This is a genomic window from Leeuwenhoekiella sp. ZYFB001, from assembly GCF_011784865.1.
In the GTDB taxonomy this organism is placed as follows: Bacteria; Bacteroidota; Bacteroidia; order Flavobacteriales; family Flavobacteriaceae; genus Leeuwenhoekiella; species Leeuwenhoekiella palythoae.
Window position 1 is genome coordinate 3714083 of record NZ_CP050460.1, and the last position, 17285, is coordinate 3731367.

Below are 17285 nucleotides of genomic sequence, written 5' to 3' on the forward strand. Positions count from 1 at the left end.
ATTTACAATTCTTATTTTTTGCAAAAATACGTAATATCTACTAGTTAACGTGCCACTTTTCAAAACTATAACGCCCAATCCTAGCACTCAGGTTTACATCTGGAAGGTGGAAGAATCTGTTGAGGCCTTGTCTGAAAATGTGAATCTTACACCTCATTGTCAAGCGCGTTTTGAGAGTATGAAATCGCAACTGCACCAACGTGGATTTTTAAGTATACGACACTTGTTGCACGTTGCGGGTTACACCGATCAGGACCTGTATTACACCGAAAATGGAAAGCCGCATCTTAAAGACGGCAAATACATTTCGATAACGCATTCTTACAATTTTACCGCGATCATTGTAAGTGAAACGGTTGAGGTTGGTATTGATATCGAAATGCAGCGCGATAAAATCTTGCGCATCGCCTCTCGTTTTACACCACTCAAAGAATATCGCACTTTGGCAAACGACGATGCAGTGATTAGAAAACTTACAATCGTTTGGGGCGCTAAAGAAGCATTGTATAAAATTTACGGAGTGAAAGGCTTGAGTTTTCTTCAGCATATCAACGTTACCGATTTTGATTTTGAGGATTATAAAACCGATGCGGTAATCAATTACCACGGAAAGCACAGCAAATATGCTATTGATTTCTTGGAGTTTGAAGGTTTTACGTGTGTTTATGCTCAGGCATTATGATCGAAAAATTAGCGCATAGCGGAACCAGTATTTATTCAGCGCTTTTAAAATCGATTGAAGCCGAAAAACCGCTTTTTGCTATACTTTTTGATCCCGAAGAACTTTCTGAAACGCTTTTGACGCAGCAGCTTTCAAAACTACCCGAATTCACCACACACATTCTCGTAGGTGGAAGCACCGCTACGCAAGCACAAACCCAGATTGCGGTTAATTTGATCAAGCAAAAGACCTCTTTGCCAGTGCTTTTGTTTCCCGGAGATTACCGGCAAATAACTGCAGAGGCAGATGGAATTTTGTTCTTAAGTCTTTTATCTGGAGAAAATCCGGAGTACTTGATACGGCAGCAAATTCAATCTGTGGGAAAATTGCGTGCTTCAGCCTTAGAGATCATTCCTACCGGTTATATCTTAATTGATGGCGGAAAGCAAACTACTGTGGAACGTGTGAGTCAAACGCAAGCGATTCCGCAAGAGTTGGCGCAACGTGTTGTAGATACGGCGCTGGCGGGAGAATATTCAGGTAAAAAACTCATTTACCTTGAGGCAGGAAGCGGCGCGTTAAATCCTGTTTCATCAGAAATTATTCAAGCAGTAAAAGAAGCGATTTCTATCCCGCTGATCGTGGGTGGAGGCATTCGCAATCCATCAAAATTGCAAGAGATTTACAATGCAGGAGCAGATCTCGTTGTGGTAGGGACGGCTTTTGAACAAGGTGATTTTCAGTATGAATGCAGTATTTGATTTTTTCTTTGGGCAATATGCAGAGTATGAGACTTCATCGATAATTCTCGAAATTATTGCCGTGATTTTTGGATTGCTTTCTGTGTGGTATTCTAAACAGAATAATATTCTCGTTTATCCAACCGGAATGATCAGCACTTCGATTTTTGTGTATTTATTACTCAAATGGGGACTGCTGGGAGATATGATGATCAACGTGTACTATTTCTCCATGAGTGTTTACGGTTGGTATGTCTGGACGCGCAAAGTAGATGCAACGCACGTGACACCCATTGCGAGAGCTACCATGAAAGAACATCTTTGGTCTGTGATCATCTTTGTGGCTACGGTTCTATTTGTTTTTGCGGTTTATACCTATTTTGAAAAATGGACGAGCTGGACCGCTTATGTAGACACGCTGACGACAGCAATATTTTTTGTTGGAATGTGGCTCATGGCAAAACGAAAAATCGAAAACTGGATCTATTGGATCGTGGGAGACATAATCTCAGTACCGCTGTATTTTTACAAAGGTTTCACATTTACCAGTTTTCAATATCTTATTTTTACTGTGCTTGCTATTTATGGCTTAATCGCGTGGAAAAAATACCTCAACAACACTCCGGAAACTGCATAAAAATTGTACTCTTTGGTCCTGAGAGTACCGGAAAAACGACACTTTCTAAGGCTTTAGCTAAGCAATATGAAGCTGCTTGGGTGCCAGAATTTGCCCGGGAATATCTTCAGCAAAAATGGGATCAAGAGCAAAAGATCTGCGAACCTAAAGATATCTTGCCTATTGCAATTGGCCAGATGAAGCTGGAGAATGCAGCTGCAAATTCCCGGAAAAAATTAGTATTTTGTGACACAGACCTTTTAGAAACCAAGGTGTATAGTGAGGCCTATTATAACGGATGGTGCGACGAGCAAGTAGTGGCAGCTGCTTTAGAAAACGAGTACGATCTGTATGTCCTGACCTATATTGATACCCCTTGGCAAGCAGATGATCTACGAGATCGTCCTGAGCAGCGTGAAGAAATGTTTGCTCTTTTTGAAAATGCTTTGATCAAAAATAACCGTCCCTATATTTTAGTAAAAGGCTCAATTGAAGAACGCATAAAACGAATAACTAACCACCTAAATTCTATTTTAAATTGAATTTTACCGACCAAGAAATCAACGAAATCAAAGATCACGGTTTGACTCCAGAACAAGTCAAATCACAAATTGATCTATTTACTAATGGGGTTCCTAATGTTAAACTGGTTGCTCCGGCGACAGTGGCAGACGGGATTTTTAAACTCGCGGAAGAGGAAGAGCTCAAGTATCTGGATTTTTATGAGAGCCATAAAAAAGAGCTTGATCTATTGAAATTTACGCCGGCTTCGGGAGCTGCGAGCCGTATGTTTAAAAAGATCTATCAGTTTTTGGAGGATTATGATGCTTCAAAAGAAACAATAGACGAGTATCTGGAGCGTACCGGCGATAAGCATATGAAAAACTTTTTTGCGGGCTATAAAAAGTTTCCGTTTTACAATCACATTATCGATGGTCTTGATGAGGAAACCAAAAAAGACGAGAACGCTACTAAATATGCGTTTATCAAAACGATGATGGCTGAAGATGGGGAGAACTACGGTAATCTGCCTAAAGGTTTGATTCCTTTTCATTATTACGGGTCGTACATGGCAACCGCTTTTGAAGAGCATTTACACGAAGCAGCGGCTTATGCAGCAAAAAATGGCCACGCCGATTTGCATTTCACGGTTTCACCAGAGCATAAAGACGCTTTTAAAAAGGAATTCGATAAAATTCACGCTTCGGTAAGTAATACGACCAATGTGAGTTTTGATGTAGATTATTCCTTTCAAAAACCGGAAACTGATACTGTGGCGGTTACGATGGATAACAAATTATACCGAAAAGGCGATGGTTCATTACTCTTTAGACCAGGTGGCCACGGTGCACTTATCGAAAACCTGAATGATGTAGATGCAGATGTGGTTTTCATTAAAAATATTGACAATGTATTGGTGCAGGATAATATTCAAGTATTGTCTAGAACGAAGCGTTTTTTAGCAGGTTTACTACTGAAAAAACAAGAAAGTGTATTTAAATACGCCGAACTTTTAGACAAAGATTCTATTGCTGAAGGTGAGCTGGAAGAACTGGTAACGTTCTTACAAGAAGATTTCAGTACGCGTATTGATGAGGCCTATGCATCTTTTTCTACCGAAGAAAAGAAAAGCTATTTAAAAGAACTTTTAGATCGTCCTATTCGCGTATGCGGAATGGTTAAAAACGAAGGCGAGCCTGGTGGTGGTCCGTTTTGGGTTGAAGATGAAAGCGGTAAAGTGGCTTTACAAATTATTGAAAGCGCTCAGGTAAATGACAAAGACGCAAAGCAGGAGGAGATCTTTAAGAACTCTACGCATTTTAATCCGGTGGATATTGTTGCCGGAGTGCGTAATTATAAAGGTGAAAAATACAACTTACTTGATTATGTAAATCCTGATCTTGCTTTTATTGCCTACAAAACCGACGGTGGTAACGAGATCAAAGCTTTAGAGCTTCCGGGATTATGGAATGGTGCAATGGCACGCTGGAACACGCTGTTTGTTGAAGTGCCGCTGGAAACTTTCAATCCGGTTAAAACAGTAAATGATTTACTTAAACCTTCGCATCAGGCACAAGCGTAATGAATAAAGAAGCGCTCTTACAAGAATGTGATTTTAAAGCTGTGCGCAGTAGCGGCCCCGGAGGTCAACACGTAAATAAAACATCTACAAAGGTTATGTTGCATTGGAGTCTCAAGGACTCCAATGTTTTTTCTGAAGAAGAAAAAGAGCTTTTATTTAAGCGGTTACAGTCTAAACTTACGAGTGATGATCAATTGGTTTTGTCTTATGATCAGAGTCGCAGTCAACATAAAAATAAAGATGAGGTTTTTAAAAATCTTGTCAGGCTTTTAGAAAACGGACTCCTAAAACCAAAGCGTCGCAAGAGAACAAAACCAACTCTGGCCTCTAAAAAGCGCAGGCTAGATTCTAAAAAGCGAAATGCTGAGAAAAAAGCCAATCGCAAGCCGCCTTCTTTCTGAGGGATTCAAAGTATTTTAAGTGATTTTTTAAAAAGTGTGGATTATGTCCACACTTTTTTTGTGGAAATCTTTCTTTTCTACAAAAATGGGTAAGGTCTCAGTTTTGATCAAAATGCACATTTACAAGGTTTTAGTTCGTTTGGTCAGGCTTTTTTGATGATGGTATGATTTTGCTACTTATCTAATCGAGCTTTTGATGATAAAGGCTTTTTAAAAACAGATTAAAAACAACAAAACATATTGATTATGAAAAATTTAGTGATGACCGTAGCAGCAGCTGCAACAATGCTTTTTGCTACTCAGAATATAAAAGCACAAGGAACTACTGAAGATGTAGCAATGATGCAAACTGAAGTTGAAGCACCCGTACAAGACGGTTTTGAGAAAATTGAAGCTTCAGCTTTACCTGAAACGGTAACCAATGCAGTAGCAACAGATAAAGCAGGAGCAACTGTAGCAGAAGCCTACTATAACGAAGAACTAATGGTTTACAAGTTAGTGTTAGAAGCTGAAGGTGCTGAGCCAGAAACAGCATACATTAATGAGGAAGGTAAATGGGTGAAAATCCAGAAATAAGAAGAGATTAATAATCTCGAAAACAAAAACTGATAAAAACGCACATAATGTGCATTAAAATATTTGAATTATGAAAAATTTAGTGATGACCGTAGCAGCCGCAGCAACTATGTTGTTTGCAGCAGAAAATGTAACTGCACAAGAAACACAAGATGTTGCAGTAACTACAACAGAATTACAAGCGCCAGTAGAAGGATATACTAAAATTGAAGTAGCAGATCTACCGGTGACCGTAACTGATGCGGTAGCAGAAGATAAAGAAGGGGCCAAAGTAACAGAAGCTTGGGTTGATGCCGAAAACAAGACTTTTAAGTTAACCTTAGAAGCTGAAGAGGCAGAACCAGAAACTGCATACATCAATGCAGCAGGTGAATGGATTGAGCCAAAAGAGTAGGTTAGGTTTCCCTAATTTGAATTTTTAATTGTAGAGTGGTTAAAAATTCAAAATTAAGCCCCGGCGCGAGTCGGGGTTTTTTTATGCGTTTTGGTCAAAAAGTGTTAACTTTTTTTATGATTTTTAACTGTAGCGCAGTACAGGGTATTTGTACTTTTAATCAAAACTTTTCGATTTGTCAAAAATCTTACTCATTGAAGACGACGTAGCATTTTGCAAAATGCTAGAGACCTTTTTGTCAAAAAAAGGATACGAACTCTCCAGCGCTTTTGCAGCTGCTGAAGCCTATAAAATTCTTGCGAAAGATACTGTTGATCTCGTGATTACAGATGTGCGTTTACCTGACGATGATGGTCTAAGTATTCTTAAGCACATTAAGGAAGATCACGGTAACATCCCTGTAATTCTAATGACAGGTTATGCTGAAGTAAACAAGGCGGTCGAAGCGATGAAAGAAGGAGCCTTTGATTACATCTCAAAACCGGTACGCCCAGACGAACTCCTAAAAATCGTGGATAAGGCTTTGCAAACGGAAACGGTATCAAAGCCTGAAACTCCTAAAAGCAAACCGGAAGTCTCTTCAACAACAACGCCAGATGAACCCCTGCAGCCTACCTCTGGATTTATAAAGGGCGTGAGTGATGCTTCGGCAAAACTCAATCAATATATAGATTTGGTTGCGCCTACAAATATGTCTATTCTTATTACCGGAGATAGCGGCACAGGAAAAGAGTATGTAGCCAAAAGCATTCACGATAAAAGCAAGCGCAATGGCGAACCGTTTATTGCGGTGGATTGCGGCGCAATTCCTAAAGAGATCGCCGGAAGTGAATTTTTTGGACACGTGAAAGGTTCGTTTACAGGAGCCGTTAACGACAAAGTAGGGCATTTTGAGGCCGCAAACGGCGGCACGCTTTTTTTAGATGAAATAGGTAACCTTTCGTATGAATTACAAGTGCAATTACTGCGCGCCTTGCAAGAGCGAAAAATCAAACCTGTAGGAAGCAATAAAGAAATAGCAGTTGATATTCGTGTGGTTGCTGCGACTAATGAGGACCTTGAAGAAGCAGTAAAAGAAGGGGAATTTAGGGAAGATCTTTATCATCGTCTCAACGAATTTTCCATTGAAGTTCCGCGGTTAAGTGAACGTCAGGAAGATTTGATGCTTTTCATAAACCTGTTTTTAGATCAGGCCAATAAAGAACTTGAGAAAGATGTAGAAGGTTTTAGTCCCGATGCTGTTGAATCTTTGATTCAGTATGCGTGGCCGGGTAATTTAAGGGAGCTGAAGAATATTGTAAAACGTATGGTGCTCTTGGCTCCTGCGTCACTTATTCCTAAAGAATTGCTGCCTCGCGAAATCCGCATGGCTAAGGTCGAAGATAAGAAGGACGATTATGCGTTATTTAATGCAAAAAATGAGCAGGAACGCATTTTAGATGCTTTAGAAAAAACCGGCGGAAATAAAAGCAAAGCTGCTAGACTGCTTGATATTGATCGAAAAACTCTTTACAATAAACTCAAGCAATACGATATTAAACTATAGATCTTGATCTTGTTTTAATTGCTTTAGAAGTAATTCAGTTTGCTCAATGGTTTGTTGCACTAGATCTTGAATAGCGATCGCCGATCTGTTTACCAAATCTGGTTTTTCTAAAATTACCAGAGGCTGTACGACATCATCAGCTTCCAGTTGCCGCATCATTGGCAGCATTTTATGCGCAACCTGATTAAGTTGTTCTGGATCTTCACGATGCTCTTTCAACTGACTTAAACTTTCTGCAGTACTTTCGGCAAAAACGATAAGAATGTTTTTTAGAGATGCATTATCGTCAGCAGTAAAGGCTTTAAGCTGTTTCAGATCATATAACCTGCCCGACGTTGTTGCAGTTGTTGCTGTTGAAGGAATATTTTGTTGTTCTTCAATTTCCGTTGAGCTTAAACCTTTTAGGATTGCGATCAGTGCAGCAGGTTTGTAGGGTTTTCTGAGATTTGCAGCGAAGCCAAAATGTTTATAATCGGCTTGTTTTAGGGTCTCGTTTCCGCTTAAAGCAATCACCGGAATATCTTGCGATCGGCTATTTGCTTTCAAGGCTTTAATAAATTCAATACCATTCATTACCGGCATTTGAATGTCAGAAAGAATGAGATCATATTCATTTTTTTCTAACTGTTGAAGCGCTTCTTTTCCATTAGAAGCGGTATCTACTTTTAAATTGAAGGGAGCTAGTGTAGCTTTGGTAAGTTGCTGCTGCACGGGTTCATCATCTACGATCAAAATTCGTCGCAGTGCATCAAGTTTAACTTCAGAAAGATCTTCTTCAAAATCGGCAGGTTCTTGTTGTTCGGTTTGCTCTACGGGAACGATCAAAGTAAACGTACTCCCTTTCCCCGGAATACTTTTCAGCTGAAGTTTTCCGTTGAGTAATTCGGTTAATTTTTGCGAAATCGATAGTCCGAGACCAAAACCACCATACTTGCGTTGCGTAGTTTCTTCAGCCTGAGAAAACTCTTTAAAGATCAGCTGTTGTTTCTCTTTAGGAATCCCGCAACCGGTATCGATTACTTTAAACCTCAGGTTTTTTCCGTCTTTATGAAGTGCAATGGTGATGCTTCCTTCTTCGGTGAATTTATAAGCATTGGTGATGAGGTTGGCTAGAATTTGCTTGATCCTAAAAGGGTCGCTTAAAAAAATCGCGTCCAGTTCATCAGGAATTTCGGTACGAATCTCAACACCTTCTTTTAAAGGTTGCGGGAGACTCACTACGATGACATCCTCGATTAACTTCTTAGGGTTAAAGGGGATTTTTTCAATGCTGATTTTTCCGGCTTCCAGCTTTGCAAAATCCAGAAGATCATTGACCAGTTTTAGAATATAATCGCCAGACTTCTGTACGGTATCCAGATAACGCATTTGTTTGGCATCTACAGCGGTTTTTTTCAGCAGATCCGTAAAGCCCAGAACGGTATTGAGCGGTGAGCGCATATCGTGCGTTATGGTCGCCATCAACTGTTCTCTACTTTTCAAAAGCGACTGTGCCGTAGCGTTACTTTGCTCTAAATTTTTGCTGTATTGCTGACTGCGAGATGCGTCCTTAAAAATCATAATTACAAACCCAATAGCCAGCACCACACTTATGATCCCAATGATCTTGAGCGTTTTTGTGATCTCTTGAATTCTGCTGTTCAAAAATGCCTCACGCTGTCTTGCGCTAAAACTTCCTTCGCGCTCAAGCGTGCTTAAGAGATTGCGTATTTTTAGGTTGATGTTTCGGTCGTTAGCCAGCAAGGTGTTTTCGCGATTGATGATATCGATCTCAAGCTCCTTCTTGCGCGCTTCAATATTTGAAAGCGTTTTACGCACGGTTTCAGCCATAGATTTCAAGCCTTGATCTTCATCGCGGGTATCTTTACGGATGTACTCATTAAAATCAACGATCACGCTTTTGATATACGGGTCAACCGAATCTAACCGCGGATCATTAGCATAATCTTCGAAATAGATATCCTCTTTAACGAGTTCGTCAAGCGCTTCATCATAGTAGTTGCGGGAGTATTGCTCGTCCCGCAGGCGCACCATTGCTCTGATGTTGCTAGTTTTGTTAGAAAGCAACATTTTTATGCTGTCTAATTGCTCATTTTGCTCTTTAGTGTCTGTTATACGCTGTAAGGAATCCAGTTCAATTTTTATACTATCTACCAGAACCTGATACTCTTTAAACTGCCGCTGAGAACCGGTGGCCATAGCGGTTCTGCCTATAGTCTCTGCCTCGTAAAGATAACTGAGCGCATTGCTGGTAAAGGTGAGTTTTTGATTTGTTGCTTGTTCTTTTTTAGGAGGATAAATAAAGGTTTTTATCTGCGGGTAGATAAAATAAATAGCAACTACAACCAGCAGACCAATCATGATATAGCCGGTAAGGACCTTAAGGGTAATTGATCGCTTGGTGTTTTTCATAGAATTTTAAAATTAATATTCGCTTTTACAAAAGCCCTTAATTTTTTTATAAAAGCATAAATATTGTATTACATTTGCGCCCTAAATCTCAAAGGGGTGCTTAAACTTCTGTATTTATGCAGAAAGCGAGCTGAGATCATACCCAATGAACCTGGGCAGATAATGCTGCCAAGGGAATCGCTTAAAAAGGCGGGTGACGACCTGCGTATTTTTAAGCAACATTGCATATTAACTTTTAGTAACACAGAATAATTGCCCCTTTTATTCGTAAAACTTTTTACGAATGAAAACTCTTTTATTCGCCTGTGCTGCCACTTTAACGACTTTTGGCGCACTCGCACAACAAACACCACAAGATTCTACCGATGTAGAAAAACTAGATGAGGTGCTGGTACAATCGGTAAGAGTTGATGCCGACTCGCCCATTACGTACAGCAACCTGTCTAAAGCCGAGATCAACGAGCGTAATCTGGGACAAGACCTGCCTATTTTACTCAATTATTTACCTAGTGTAGTCACCACTTCAGACGCCGGCGCCGGTGTGGGTTACACCGGTTTTAGAGTGCGTGGTACCGGTAACCGCGGTATTAATGTAACCATAAACGGAATCCCGTATAACGATGCCGAAAGTCTGGGGACATTCTTTGTGAACTTGCAGGATTTTAGTAGTTCTATCGAGAGTGTACAATTGCAGCGTGGAGTGGGAACATCAACCAATGGTGCCGGAGCTTTTGGTGCCAGTTTGAATATTTTAACCGATGCGGCTACGCCGGAAGCTTATGCAGAAGTAAATGCTTCTGGAGGATCTTTTGATACACGTCGAGCTAATGTGAAATTTGGCACCGGACTTATAAATGATCATTTTAGTTTTTCCGGAAGGCTTTCTGCTATAAAGTCTGATGGGTATGTAGATCGCGCCAGTTCAGACTTAAAATCTTATTACCTTCAGGGCGAATATCGCAATGAGAAAACCTTACTTAAAGCTGTTGTTTTTGGCGGTCACGAGGTAACTTATCAGTCTTGGAACGGTATCGATGCACAGACTTTAGCAACGGACAGAACCTATAATCCTATAGGTTTTCAATACGATGACGACGGCAATTTTCAAGGTTTTTACGAGGATCAGGTTGATAATTACATGCAAGATCACGTACAACTGCATTGGAATCAAAAATATGGTGGAGGCTGGTCAACACAGCTGAGTTTAAACTACACCATGGGGCGTGGCTTTTTTGAAGAATATGTAGACTCGTGGTATTATGCCAATGTCAATTTTTCTAGCGATGCTACTTTTGATTTTATCGGCTGGGAGCCTTATGAGGTTGATGGTGAATTACAAACTGATACTGATCTTATTCGCCGTCGCTGGTTAGACAACCGTTATTATGTGGCAAACTTGACGACCAATTATAAGTCAAATTCAGTTGATTTTGATGCCGGAGTTTTTGGTAGTATTTATAGTGGTGATCATTATGGTGAGATCACTTGGGCACGTTATTTTGCTCAGGATGAAGAGGCGGGTTATCGCTATTATTTTGGCACGGCAGACAAGAATGAGTTTACCACATTTGCTAAAGCGACCTGGCGTATTAACGATATGTGGAGTGTTTTTGGAGACCTTCAAGGACGTTTTATAAGCTATGAAACAGACGGGATCAATAGCGATATTGACGAATTTATCATCGATGAAAACTATTCGTTTTTTAATCCGAAAGCGGGACTAACGCTTACGCTGAATGAGGAGAATAAAATCTATGCCTCTTACGCCAGAGCCAATAGAGAACCTAGTCGTACCGATTTTGAAAATGGAAATCCGGTGCCGGAAACTTTAAATGATTTTGAGTTGGGTTATCGTTTTACTAAAGAACGTGCGCGTGTTTTTGCCAATCTGTATTTTATGGACTATCGCGATCAGCTGGTGCTTACCGGTGCGATTGATGATGTTGGAGCGCCCATTCGTCAAAATAGCGGTTCGAGCTATCGTTTAGGATTAGAAGTAGAAGCAGGATTTCAACTGGGCCGTCAATTTGCGATCACGCCGAATATCGCTTTGAGTACTAATAAAAACCGTGACTTTTTCTTCCAACGAGATGGTGAATTGGAAAATTTAGGGAATACCAATATTTCATTTTCGCCCGAAATCATAGCCGGAAACCGACTTGATTTCTTTCCGGTGCAAAATTTGCGCTTGTCACTACTTTCTAAATATGTGGGAGAACAATATTTAGGAAACATTGATGCGGAAAGTTCTAAGCTTGATGCGTACTTCATCAATGATTTTAACGTGCAGTATGACTTGAAGAATATAGGCTTTGCAAAACGCGTTACGCTTACTGCGTTGGTCAATAATATCTTTAGTGAAGAATATGTTTCTAACGGGTATTTCTTTACCTACGATGACGACTTCTCTAATCCGGGAACAGTGACTACCATTGAAGGCGCGGGATATTATCCGCAGGCAAAAATCAACTTTTTAATAGGAGCCACGGTACGATTTTAGGGGTTCGTGCCAGAAGCTGAAAAGCCGGCAATTGCCGGCTTTTTTTGTTAGTAAGACACGTTGATGAGGTTGCCGTTCTCTGCAACCCGATATTCAACAAGGGTGTACGGTAATTCTTGAGCGGTATCTTGCCCGGTAAAAAGAGTATAGGTATTTTCTTCACAAGGGCATGTAGCTTCGGTGCCATTTAAAGTCATCGTCGAGCAGCTATTAGGAACGTGATTGGGATCTGTTGCTTCCCAAGCACGAATTCCTGCACCGGTATTGATGACAAATATTCCGCGGATGCCTACACCAGATACGTAAACCGAATTTCCGGGGAATTGCAACTGACTATATTCCGGAAGGTTGGTGTTGAGGTTTACACTAAAAGAAATAGGATTTACATTGGGATTGTTGATGCGGTTATCATCAGAACTACAGCTTTGTAAAACCACGCCAAAAGCCAAAAAACAGAGCAGCAACTTAGTGCGAAAGAAAAAATTAGGGTTTATCAATTTAGAAAAATTTAGAAGTAACAATTAATAAATTCGTATATTAGCAACACTTAATCCCGTTTCTAATGGGATTTTTTGTGTTTATAAGCGAGCTCGAAACTTCAGCTCTGTAAACATTAAATTTTTAAACGAAAAATACACACAGTCATTGTGCATTAATAAACGAAGTTATGAGTAAAGTTTCATACTATACAGCAGAAGGATTAAAAAAATTGAAAGACGAGCTGAATCAGCTTAAAGATATTGAACGCCCAAAGGCTTCTCAGGCAATTGCCGAAGCGCGCGATAAAGGAGATTTGAGTGAGAATGCTGAGTATGATGCTGCAAAAGAAGCTCAGGGAATGTTAGAAATGCGCATTTCTAAGATGGAAGAGCTTGTAGCTAATGCCCGTATTATTGATGAGTCTCAGCTAGATACTTCTAAAGCTTTAGTACACTCTACCGTAAAAATTAAAAATCAAACTAACGGAATGCAGATGACCTATAAACTGGTTGCGCAAAGTGAAGCCGATCTAAAAAGCGGAAAGATCTCTGTAGATTCTCCTATAGGTAAAGGCTTGCTTGGTAAAAAAGTAGGTGAAGTAGCCGAAATCAGCGTTCCAAACGGAACGATGAAATTTGATATTTTAGAAATAACCAGAGATTAAGACTTCCTATGGCTTCTATTTTCACAAAGATCATCAATCGCGAAATCCCCGGGCATATTGTTGCGGAAGATGAGCAACATATCGCAATATTAGACATTAATCCTAACGCAAAAGGTCACACGCTGTGTATTCCTAAAAAGGAGGTTAACAAGATTTTTGATTTGCCCGAAGCAGAATATATGGCACTTATGGCATTTAGCCGAAAAGTAGCTAAAGCTTTAGAAAAAGTAGTGCCTTGTGAGCGCATTGGTGTTTCTGTAATAGGTCTCGAAGTACCACACGTTCACGTGCATTTGATCCCGCTTACAACAATGGAAGACGCGCGCTTTATTAGTAAAACAAAACTTGCTCAAGAAGAATTTGAGGCGCTTGCGCAGCAGATTCAAGCAGCTTTTTAAGCGGCCATTTTCAATCTATAAATAGCAAAAGCGGCAGCCGCAGCAACCACTACAATTGCAATCAGAATGATAATTGCTAGAGGTTTAAAACGCGTATAAGTCTCAGGATTGCCTATCCGTTTTAAGTTGTAAAGGTATACGCGGTCAATTTCGTCTGTCCACAATCCCGGATAAATTTGTGATGAGCAGTGACTGCAGTGCAGTTCGCCTTTTACTTCCTTAGTGGCTTTACTAAGCAACTTATTGTCTTCGATCTTGTTATAAAACGTAAAGCTTAACCCATCTTGCGCATAACATTTTGGGCAGTTATTGCGCAGTTTAGACTCGCCAAATTTTACGAAAGAAGAAGCCATATGCAGAGGTTGGTTGGTGGCGCAAAAATAACCTATTTCATAAGATCTGCCAGATTAATTTGTGCGTATTGTAAGAGCATTATAGTTTTGGCATCTTTAATTTCTCCTGTTTTTATCAATGCTAAGGCATCCTGAAAGCTATATTCAAGAACCTCAATATTTTCGGTTTCATCAGCGGCACCACCGCCTTCTGATACTTTTTGACTTTCAGAATATGTTGCGATAAAGAAATGTAAAACTTCGGTTACAGATCCCGGAGACATATAGGATTCAAAGACTTTTTCAACTGTTTTGATTCTGTAGCCGGTTTCTTCCTCGATTTCTTTAATGATTGCCGTTTTTGGGTCGTTTTCGTCTAACAATCCGGCGCAGGCTTCGATCATCATCCCATCGCTGTTTTTGTTGAGATAGGTAGGCATTCTAAACTGCCGCGTGAGAATCACGGTTTTTTGATCTGGATTATATAACAGCACTACCGCACCGTTTCCGCGATCATAAGCTTCGCGCGATTGGTGTTCCCAAGTGTTCTGATTGTTGAGGTATTCAAAGTCTACTTTGTTTAGCGTATACCAATTGTCAGAAAGTATACTGACTTTCATATTTCTTACCTTATCGTTCATTCGTCTATAAGTTTAAGCGCTATTTGAAAGGTGGTCCCTTTGTTGAGTTCGCTATGCAACACGCGTACTTGCCCGTCGTGATATTCTTCAATAATACGTTTGGTTAAAGAGAGACCAAGACCCCAACCTCGTTTTTTTGTAGTATAACCCGGTTCAAAAATGGTATTGAAGTTCATTTTTGGGATTCCTTTACCGGTGTCTTTTATTAGGATTTTTGCAAAGCGGGTGTCGCGTTTAACGGTTAGTGTGAGCTTTCCTTTGCCCTTCATGGCATCAATGGCATTTTTCACCAGGTTTTCAATACTCCACGCATAGAGTTCTTTGTTGAGCATTACAAAAAGTTGCCCTTGCGGAACATCGATCTCAAAATCGATAAGCTTAGAACTGCGATTGGCCAAATATTCAAAGGCTTCTTGGGTTTCGGTGATGATGTTTTTGGGATCAAGCTTCGGGATACTGCCTATTTGAGAAAACCTTCCGGTGATGGTTTCTAGACGGTTTATATCTTTATTGATCTCCTCAATATAATCGGGATTTACTTGTTCGGCTTTTAAAATTTCGGTCCATCCTACAAGCGAAGAAAGCGGCGTGCCTATTTGATGCGCAGTTTCTTTAGCCATTCCTGCCCAAAGCGAGTTTTGTTCTGAAGCTTTTGAGGTGGCGTAAAAGAAATAAATTACCGCGATAAAAAGAATTACAATAATCACCAATACCACCGGGAAAAACTTCAATTGATTGATCACCGGGGAGTGCCCGTAATACGCATACCAGAGTTCGCCACCCAAAATATCAATACGTATAGGATCATTTTCGGCGGCCATTTCCAGAAGTAATTCTTGAGATCTAATGGGGTTTTCAAGAATATTTTCGGGGATATTGATGCTGTTTACAATACTGTCCTTATAATCTGTAATGATTATGGGGATGTATTGATTTTTAGAGTTTATCTTCTGGCTCAGGGCGTAATACTGGTTGATGTCTTCAGTATTAAAGGCTTCCATAGAAGTGGCCCAGATTTCCATACGGTCCCGTTCTGCCTGCTTGAGTTGGTCAAAAAATAAGGAGACATTCCAAAGAATAAGCGCGGTTATAACTACCGCTGCAAAAATGATAAACCAGCGGATAAAACGCTGATCTTTATTAAAATTCATAGGGTTCGTTTCTTTGAAGCTCGTGTTAACAAAAAGCCTTTGTTTAGCTGCGCTGTTCTAAAGCAGATACAACTTAACATTTGAAATAAATATAAAGTATTTTGAATACAATTATTGTTTTCAAAACGGTTTTAAGAATACTATCGTATGCCTACCTTTGCCAAATGAGCACCGAAACACTTTCTATAGACCCCAAAACTTCAGAAAACGCCAGAGTTTATGGTCTTTTATCTGCTGCTGTGGGGCCGCGTCCTATTGCTTTTGCAAGTACTTTAGATGCCGAGGGTAAACCCAACCTGGCGCCGTATAGTTTTTTTAATGTGTTTAGCTCTAATCCGCCAATTGTTGTGTTTTCTCCGGTGCGTAGAGGGAGAGATAACACCACAAAACATACGCTAGATAATATTCTTGCAACCAAAGAAGTGGTGATCAATGTGGTGAATTATGCTATGGTACACCAGATGTCGCTGGCCAGTACTGAATATGAAACCGGTGTAGACGAATTTATAAAAGCAGGTTTCAGTAAAGAGCCTTCAGAAGCGGTAAAGCCTTTTCGTGTGAAAGAAGCGCCTGTGCAATTGGAGTGCAAGGTAAATGAAGTTGTGGCTTTAGGAACTGAAGGTGGTGCGGGAAACTTAGTCGTTTGCGAGGTGCTTAGAATTCATATTCAAAAGGCTGTGCTGACCGAAGCAGAAACCATTGACGAGCACAAAATTGATCTTGTGGCGCGTATGGGAGGCAACTGGTACACACGGGCGATAGAAGGTATGTTTGAAGTGCCAAAGCCGCTGCGCAATCTTGGTGTAGGCGTAGATGCCTTGCCGGAAGCTATTAGATTAAGCACCGTGCTTAGCGGAAACGACTTGGGAAGGCTAGGTAATATTGAGGCTTTACCAGATGAAGAAGCTGTAAAGGTATTTTTAGCCGAAAATCAAGACTTGAAAGAAGTGGTGAGCTCTGGAAATCAAGAGCAATTGCATCAAGCAATTAAAGAATTAGTAAATCAAGATAGAACGGGCGATGCCTGGAAATTAATTTTAGCCTAATTTTAAAAGGCTTATCATATAAACAAAACAACAGAAATGGAAGTACAGGGAAAAATTAAATTGATTGGAGACGTACAAACCTTTGGTAACAATGGTTTTAGAAAGCGCGAAGTTGTTGTAACTACCGAAGAGCAATATCCACAGCCTATAATGGTTGAGTTTGTGCAAGATAAAACCGACTTGCTAAACAACTTTAATGTAGGGCAAAACGTAAAAATAAGCATCAACCTAAGAGGTCGCGAGTGGGTGAATCCACAAGGTGAGACAAAATATTTTAATAGCATTCAAGGATGGCGAATTGAAAGTCTTGAAAGCGCTGCGCCTTCTGCTGGGATGCCTCCGGTACCACCGGCAGACCAGTTTGAGCCTGCTTCAGATTTTGATGATGACGATCACGACGATCTGCCTTTCTAAAAAGCACGTTAAACACAAGTAAAACCCCCGATACTTTTAGTAAGTTTCGGGGGTTTTGAGTTTTCTTGATAATCAAATTTTTATGCGCTGTTAGCCTTAAGCTAGTTCAGAGCATAAAAAAAGCTCTTGAAATTAAGAGCTTTTAATTGGTTTTAGGTGAACCTATTTATAAACTAAAAAAGCAATGATGAACAAAATTTTAAATAGGCTCTCATAAATTTCGGTAAAAA

19 protein-coding genes are annotated in these 17285 nt (G+C 40.2%); 14 read left to right on the top strand and 5 right to left on the bottom strand.

What is annotated here, in order from left to right; genetic code table 11:
- Positions 1-49: 49 nt before the first annotated feature.
- The 9 genes from HCN54_RS15985 (at position 50) to HCN54_RS16025 (ending at position 7017) form a co-directional block, all read left to right on the top strand.
- Positions 50-682 carry a 4'-phosphopantetheinyl transferase family protein gene (locus tag HCN54_RS15985; protein ID WP_072981232.1) on the top strand — a complete coding sequence of 211 codons (633 nt, stop codon included), beginning with the start codon at positions 50-52 and terminating at the stop codon, positions 680-682.
- Entirely contained in the window at positions 679-1422 is a 744-nt protein-coding gene (locus HCN54_RS15990) for a geranylgeranylglyceryl/heptaprenylglyceryl phosphate synthase (RefSeq protein ID WP_167598572.1), read from the top strand. Before HCN54_RS15985 ends, HCN54_RS15990 begins: the two co-directional genes overlap by 4 nt.
- Positions 1406-2038 carry a nicotinamide riboside transporter PnuC gene (gene pnuC / locus HCN54_RS15995; RefSeq protein WP_167598573.1) on the top strand — a complete coding sequence of 211 codons (633 nt, stop codon included), beginning with the start codon at positions 1406-1408 and terminating at the stop codon, positions 2036-2038. The genes HCN54_RS15990 and pnuC overlap by 17 nt, the downstream gene beginning before the upstream one ends.
- Complete coding sequence (locus HCN54_RS16000) at positions 1999-2559, top strand: AAA family ATPase (RefSeq protein ID WP_167598574.1); 561 nt, start codon at positions 1999-2001, stop codon at positions 2557-2559. Before pnuC ends, HCN54_RS16000 begins: the two co-directional genes overlap by 40 nt.
- Positions 2556-4100, top strand: coding sequence for a DUF4301 family protein (locus HCN54_RS16005; protein ID WP_167598575.1), 1545 nt, complete (start codon positions 2556-2558; stop codon positions 4098-4100). Before HCN54_RS16000 ends, HCN54_RS16005 begins: the two co-directional genes overlap by 4 nt.
- The gene (gene arfB / locus HCN54_RS16010) at positions 4100-4501 is read left to right on the top strand and encodes an alternative ribosome rescue aminoacyl-tRNA hydrolase ArfB (protein WP_167598576.1); all 402 of its coding nucleotides are present in this window, start codon (positions 4100-4102) and stop codon (positions 4499-4501) included. Before HCN54_RS16005 ends, arfB begins: the two co-directional genes overlap by 1 nt.
- A 246-nt stretch (positions 4502-4747) precedes the next feature.
- Complete coding sequence (locus HCN54_RS16015; RefSeq protein WP_167598577.1) at positions 4748-5077, top strand: hypothetical protein; 330 nt, start codon at positions 4748-4750, stop codon at positions 5075-5077.
- A 70-nt stretch (positions 5078-5147) separates the two neighbouring features.
- The gene (locus HCN54_RS16020) at positions 5148-5471 is read left to right on the top strand and encodes a hypothetical protein (RefSeq protein WP_072981246.1); all 324 of its coding nucleotides are present in this window, start codon (positions 5148-5150) and stop codon (positions 5469-5471) included.
- A gap of 175 nt (positions 5472-5646) precedes the next feature.
- Complete coding sequence (locus HCN54_RS16025) at positions 5647-7017, top strand: sigma-54-dependent transcriptional regulator (RefSeq protein ID WP_167598578.1); 1371 nt, start codon at positions 5647-5649, stop codon at positions 7015-7017.
- Here HCN54_RS16025 and HCN54_RS16030 read toward each other — a convergent pair.
- The gene (locus tag HCN54_RS16030) at positions 7012-9429 is read right to left on the bottom strand and encodes an ATP-binding protein (protein WP_167598579.1); all 2418 of its coding nucleotides are present in this window, start codon (positions 9427-9429) and stop codon (positions 7012-7014) included. The two genes, HCN54_RS16025 and HCN54_RS16030, sit on opposite strands and share 6 nt — an antisense overlap.
- 283 nt (positions 9430-9712) lie before the next feature.
- Here HCN54_RS16030 and HCN54_RS16035 point away from each other — a divergent pair, with 283 nt between their 5' ends.
- Positions 9713-11929 (top strand): TonB-dependent receptor, encoded by a 2217-nt coding sequence (locus HCN54_RS16035; protein ID WP_167598580.1) that lies wholly within the window; start codon positions 9713-9715, stop codon positions 11927-11929.
- A 47-nt stretch (positions 11930-11976) separates the two neighbouring features.
- Here the strand turns inward: HCN54_RS16035 and HCN54_RS16040 are convergent, their stop codons facing one another.
- Positions 11977-12426 carry a hypothetical protein gene (locus HCN54_RS16040; protein WP_240924906.1) on the bottom strand — a complete coding sequence of 150 codons (450 nt, stop codon included), beginning with the start codon at positions 12424-12426 and terminating at the stop codon, positions 11977-11979.
- A 170-nt stretch (positions 12427-12596) separates the two neighbouring features.
- Between HCN54_RS16040 and greA the strand changes: the two genes are divergently transcribed.
- Both greA and HCN54_RS16050 read left to right on the top strand, forming a co-directional pair.
- Positions 12597-13073 carry a transcription elongation factor GreA gene (gene greA / locus HCN54_RS16045; protein ID WP_072981253.1) on the top strand — a complete coding sequence of 159 codons (477 nt, stop codon included), beginning with the start codon at positions 12597-12599 and terminating at the stop codon, positions 13071-13073.
- 8 nt (positions 13074-13081) lie between these two features.
- A complete protein-coding gene (locus tag HCN54_RS16050) occupies positions 13082-13471 on the top strand; it encodes an HIT family protein (protein WP_072981255.1) in 390 nt (129 codons plus the stop codon).
- Here the strand turns inward: HCN54_RS16050 and HCN54_RS16055 are convergent.
- The 3 genes from HCN54_RS16055 to HCN54_RS16065 are packed head-to-tail and all read right to left on the bottom strand — an operon-like array spanning position 13468 to position 15595.
- A complete protein-coding gene (locus HCN54_RS16055) occupies positions 13468-13824 on the bottom strand; it encodes a hypothetical protein (RefSeq protein WP_167598581.1) in 357 nt (118 codons plus the stop codon). The two genes, HCN54_RS16050 and HCN54_RS16055, sit on opposite strands and share 4 nt — an antisense overlap.
- 32 nt (positions 13825-13856) lie before the next feature.
- A complete protein-coding gene (locus HCN54_RS16060; protein ID WP_167598582.1) occupies positions 13857-14444 on the bottom strand; it encodes an NUDIX domain-containing protein in 588 nt (195 codons plus the stop codon).
- Positions 14441-15595 (bottom strand): sensor histidine kinase, encoded by a 1155-nt coding sequence (locus HCN54_RS16065; protein WP_167598583.1) that lies wholly within the window; start codon positions 15593-15595, stop codon positions 14441-14443. Before HCN54_RS16065 ends, HCN54_RS16060 begins: the two co-directional genes overlap by 4 nt.
- Positions 15596-15759: 164 nt before the next feature.
- On the opposite strand from HCN54_RS16065, the gene HCN54_RS16070 reads away from it, so the two are divergent.
- Complete coding sequence (locus HCN54_RS16070; protein ID WP_167598944.1) at positions 15760-16641, top strand: flavin reductase family protein; 882 nt, start codon at positions 15760-15762, stop codon at positions 16639-16641.
- Between the two features lie 36 nt (positions 16642-16677).
- A complete protein-coding gene (locus HCN54_RS16075; protein ID WP_167598584.1) occupies positions 16678-17055 on the top strand; it encodes a DUF3127 domain-containing protein in 378 nt (125 codons plus the stop codon).
- Positions 17056-17285: the final 230 nt, after the last annotated feature.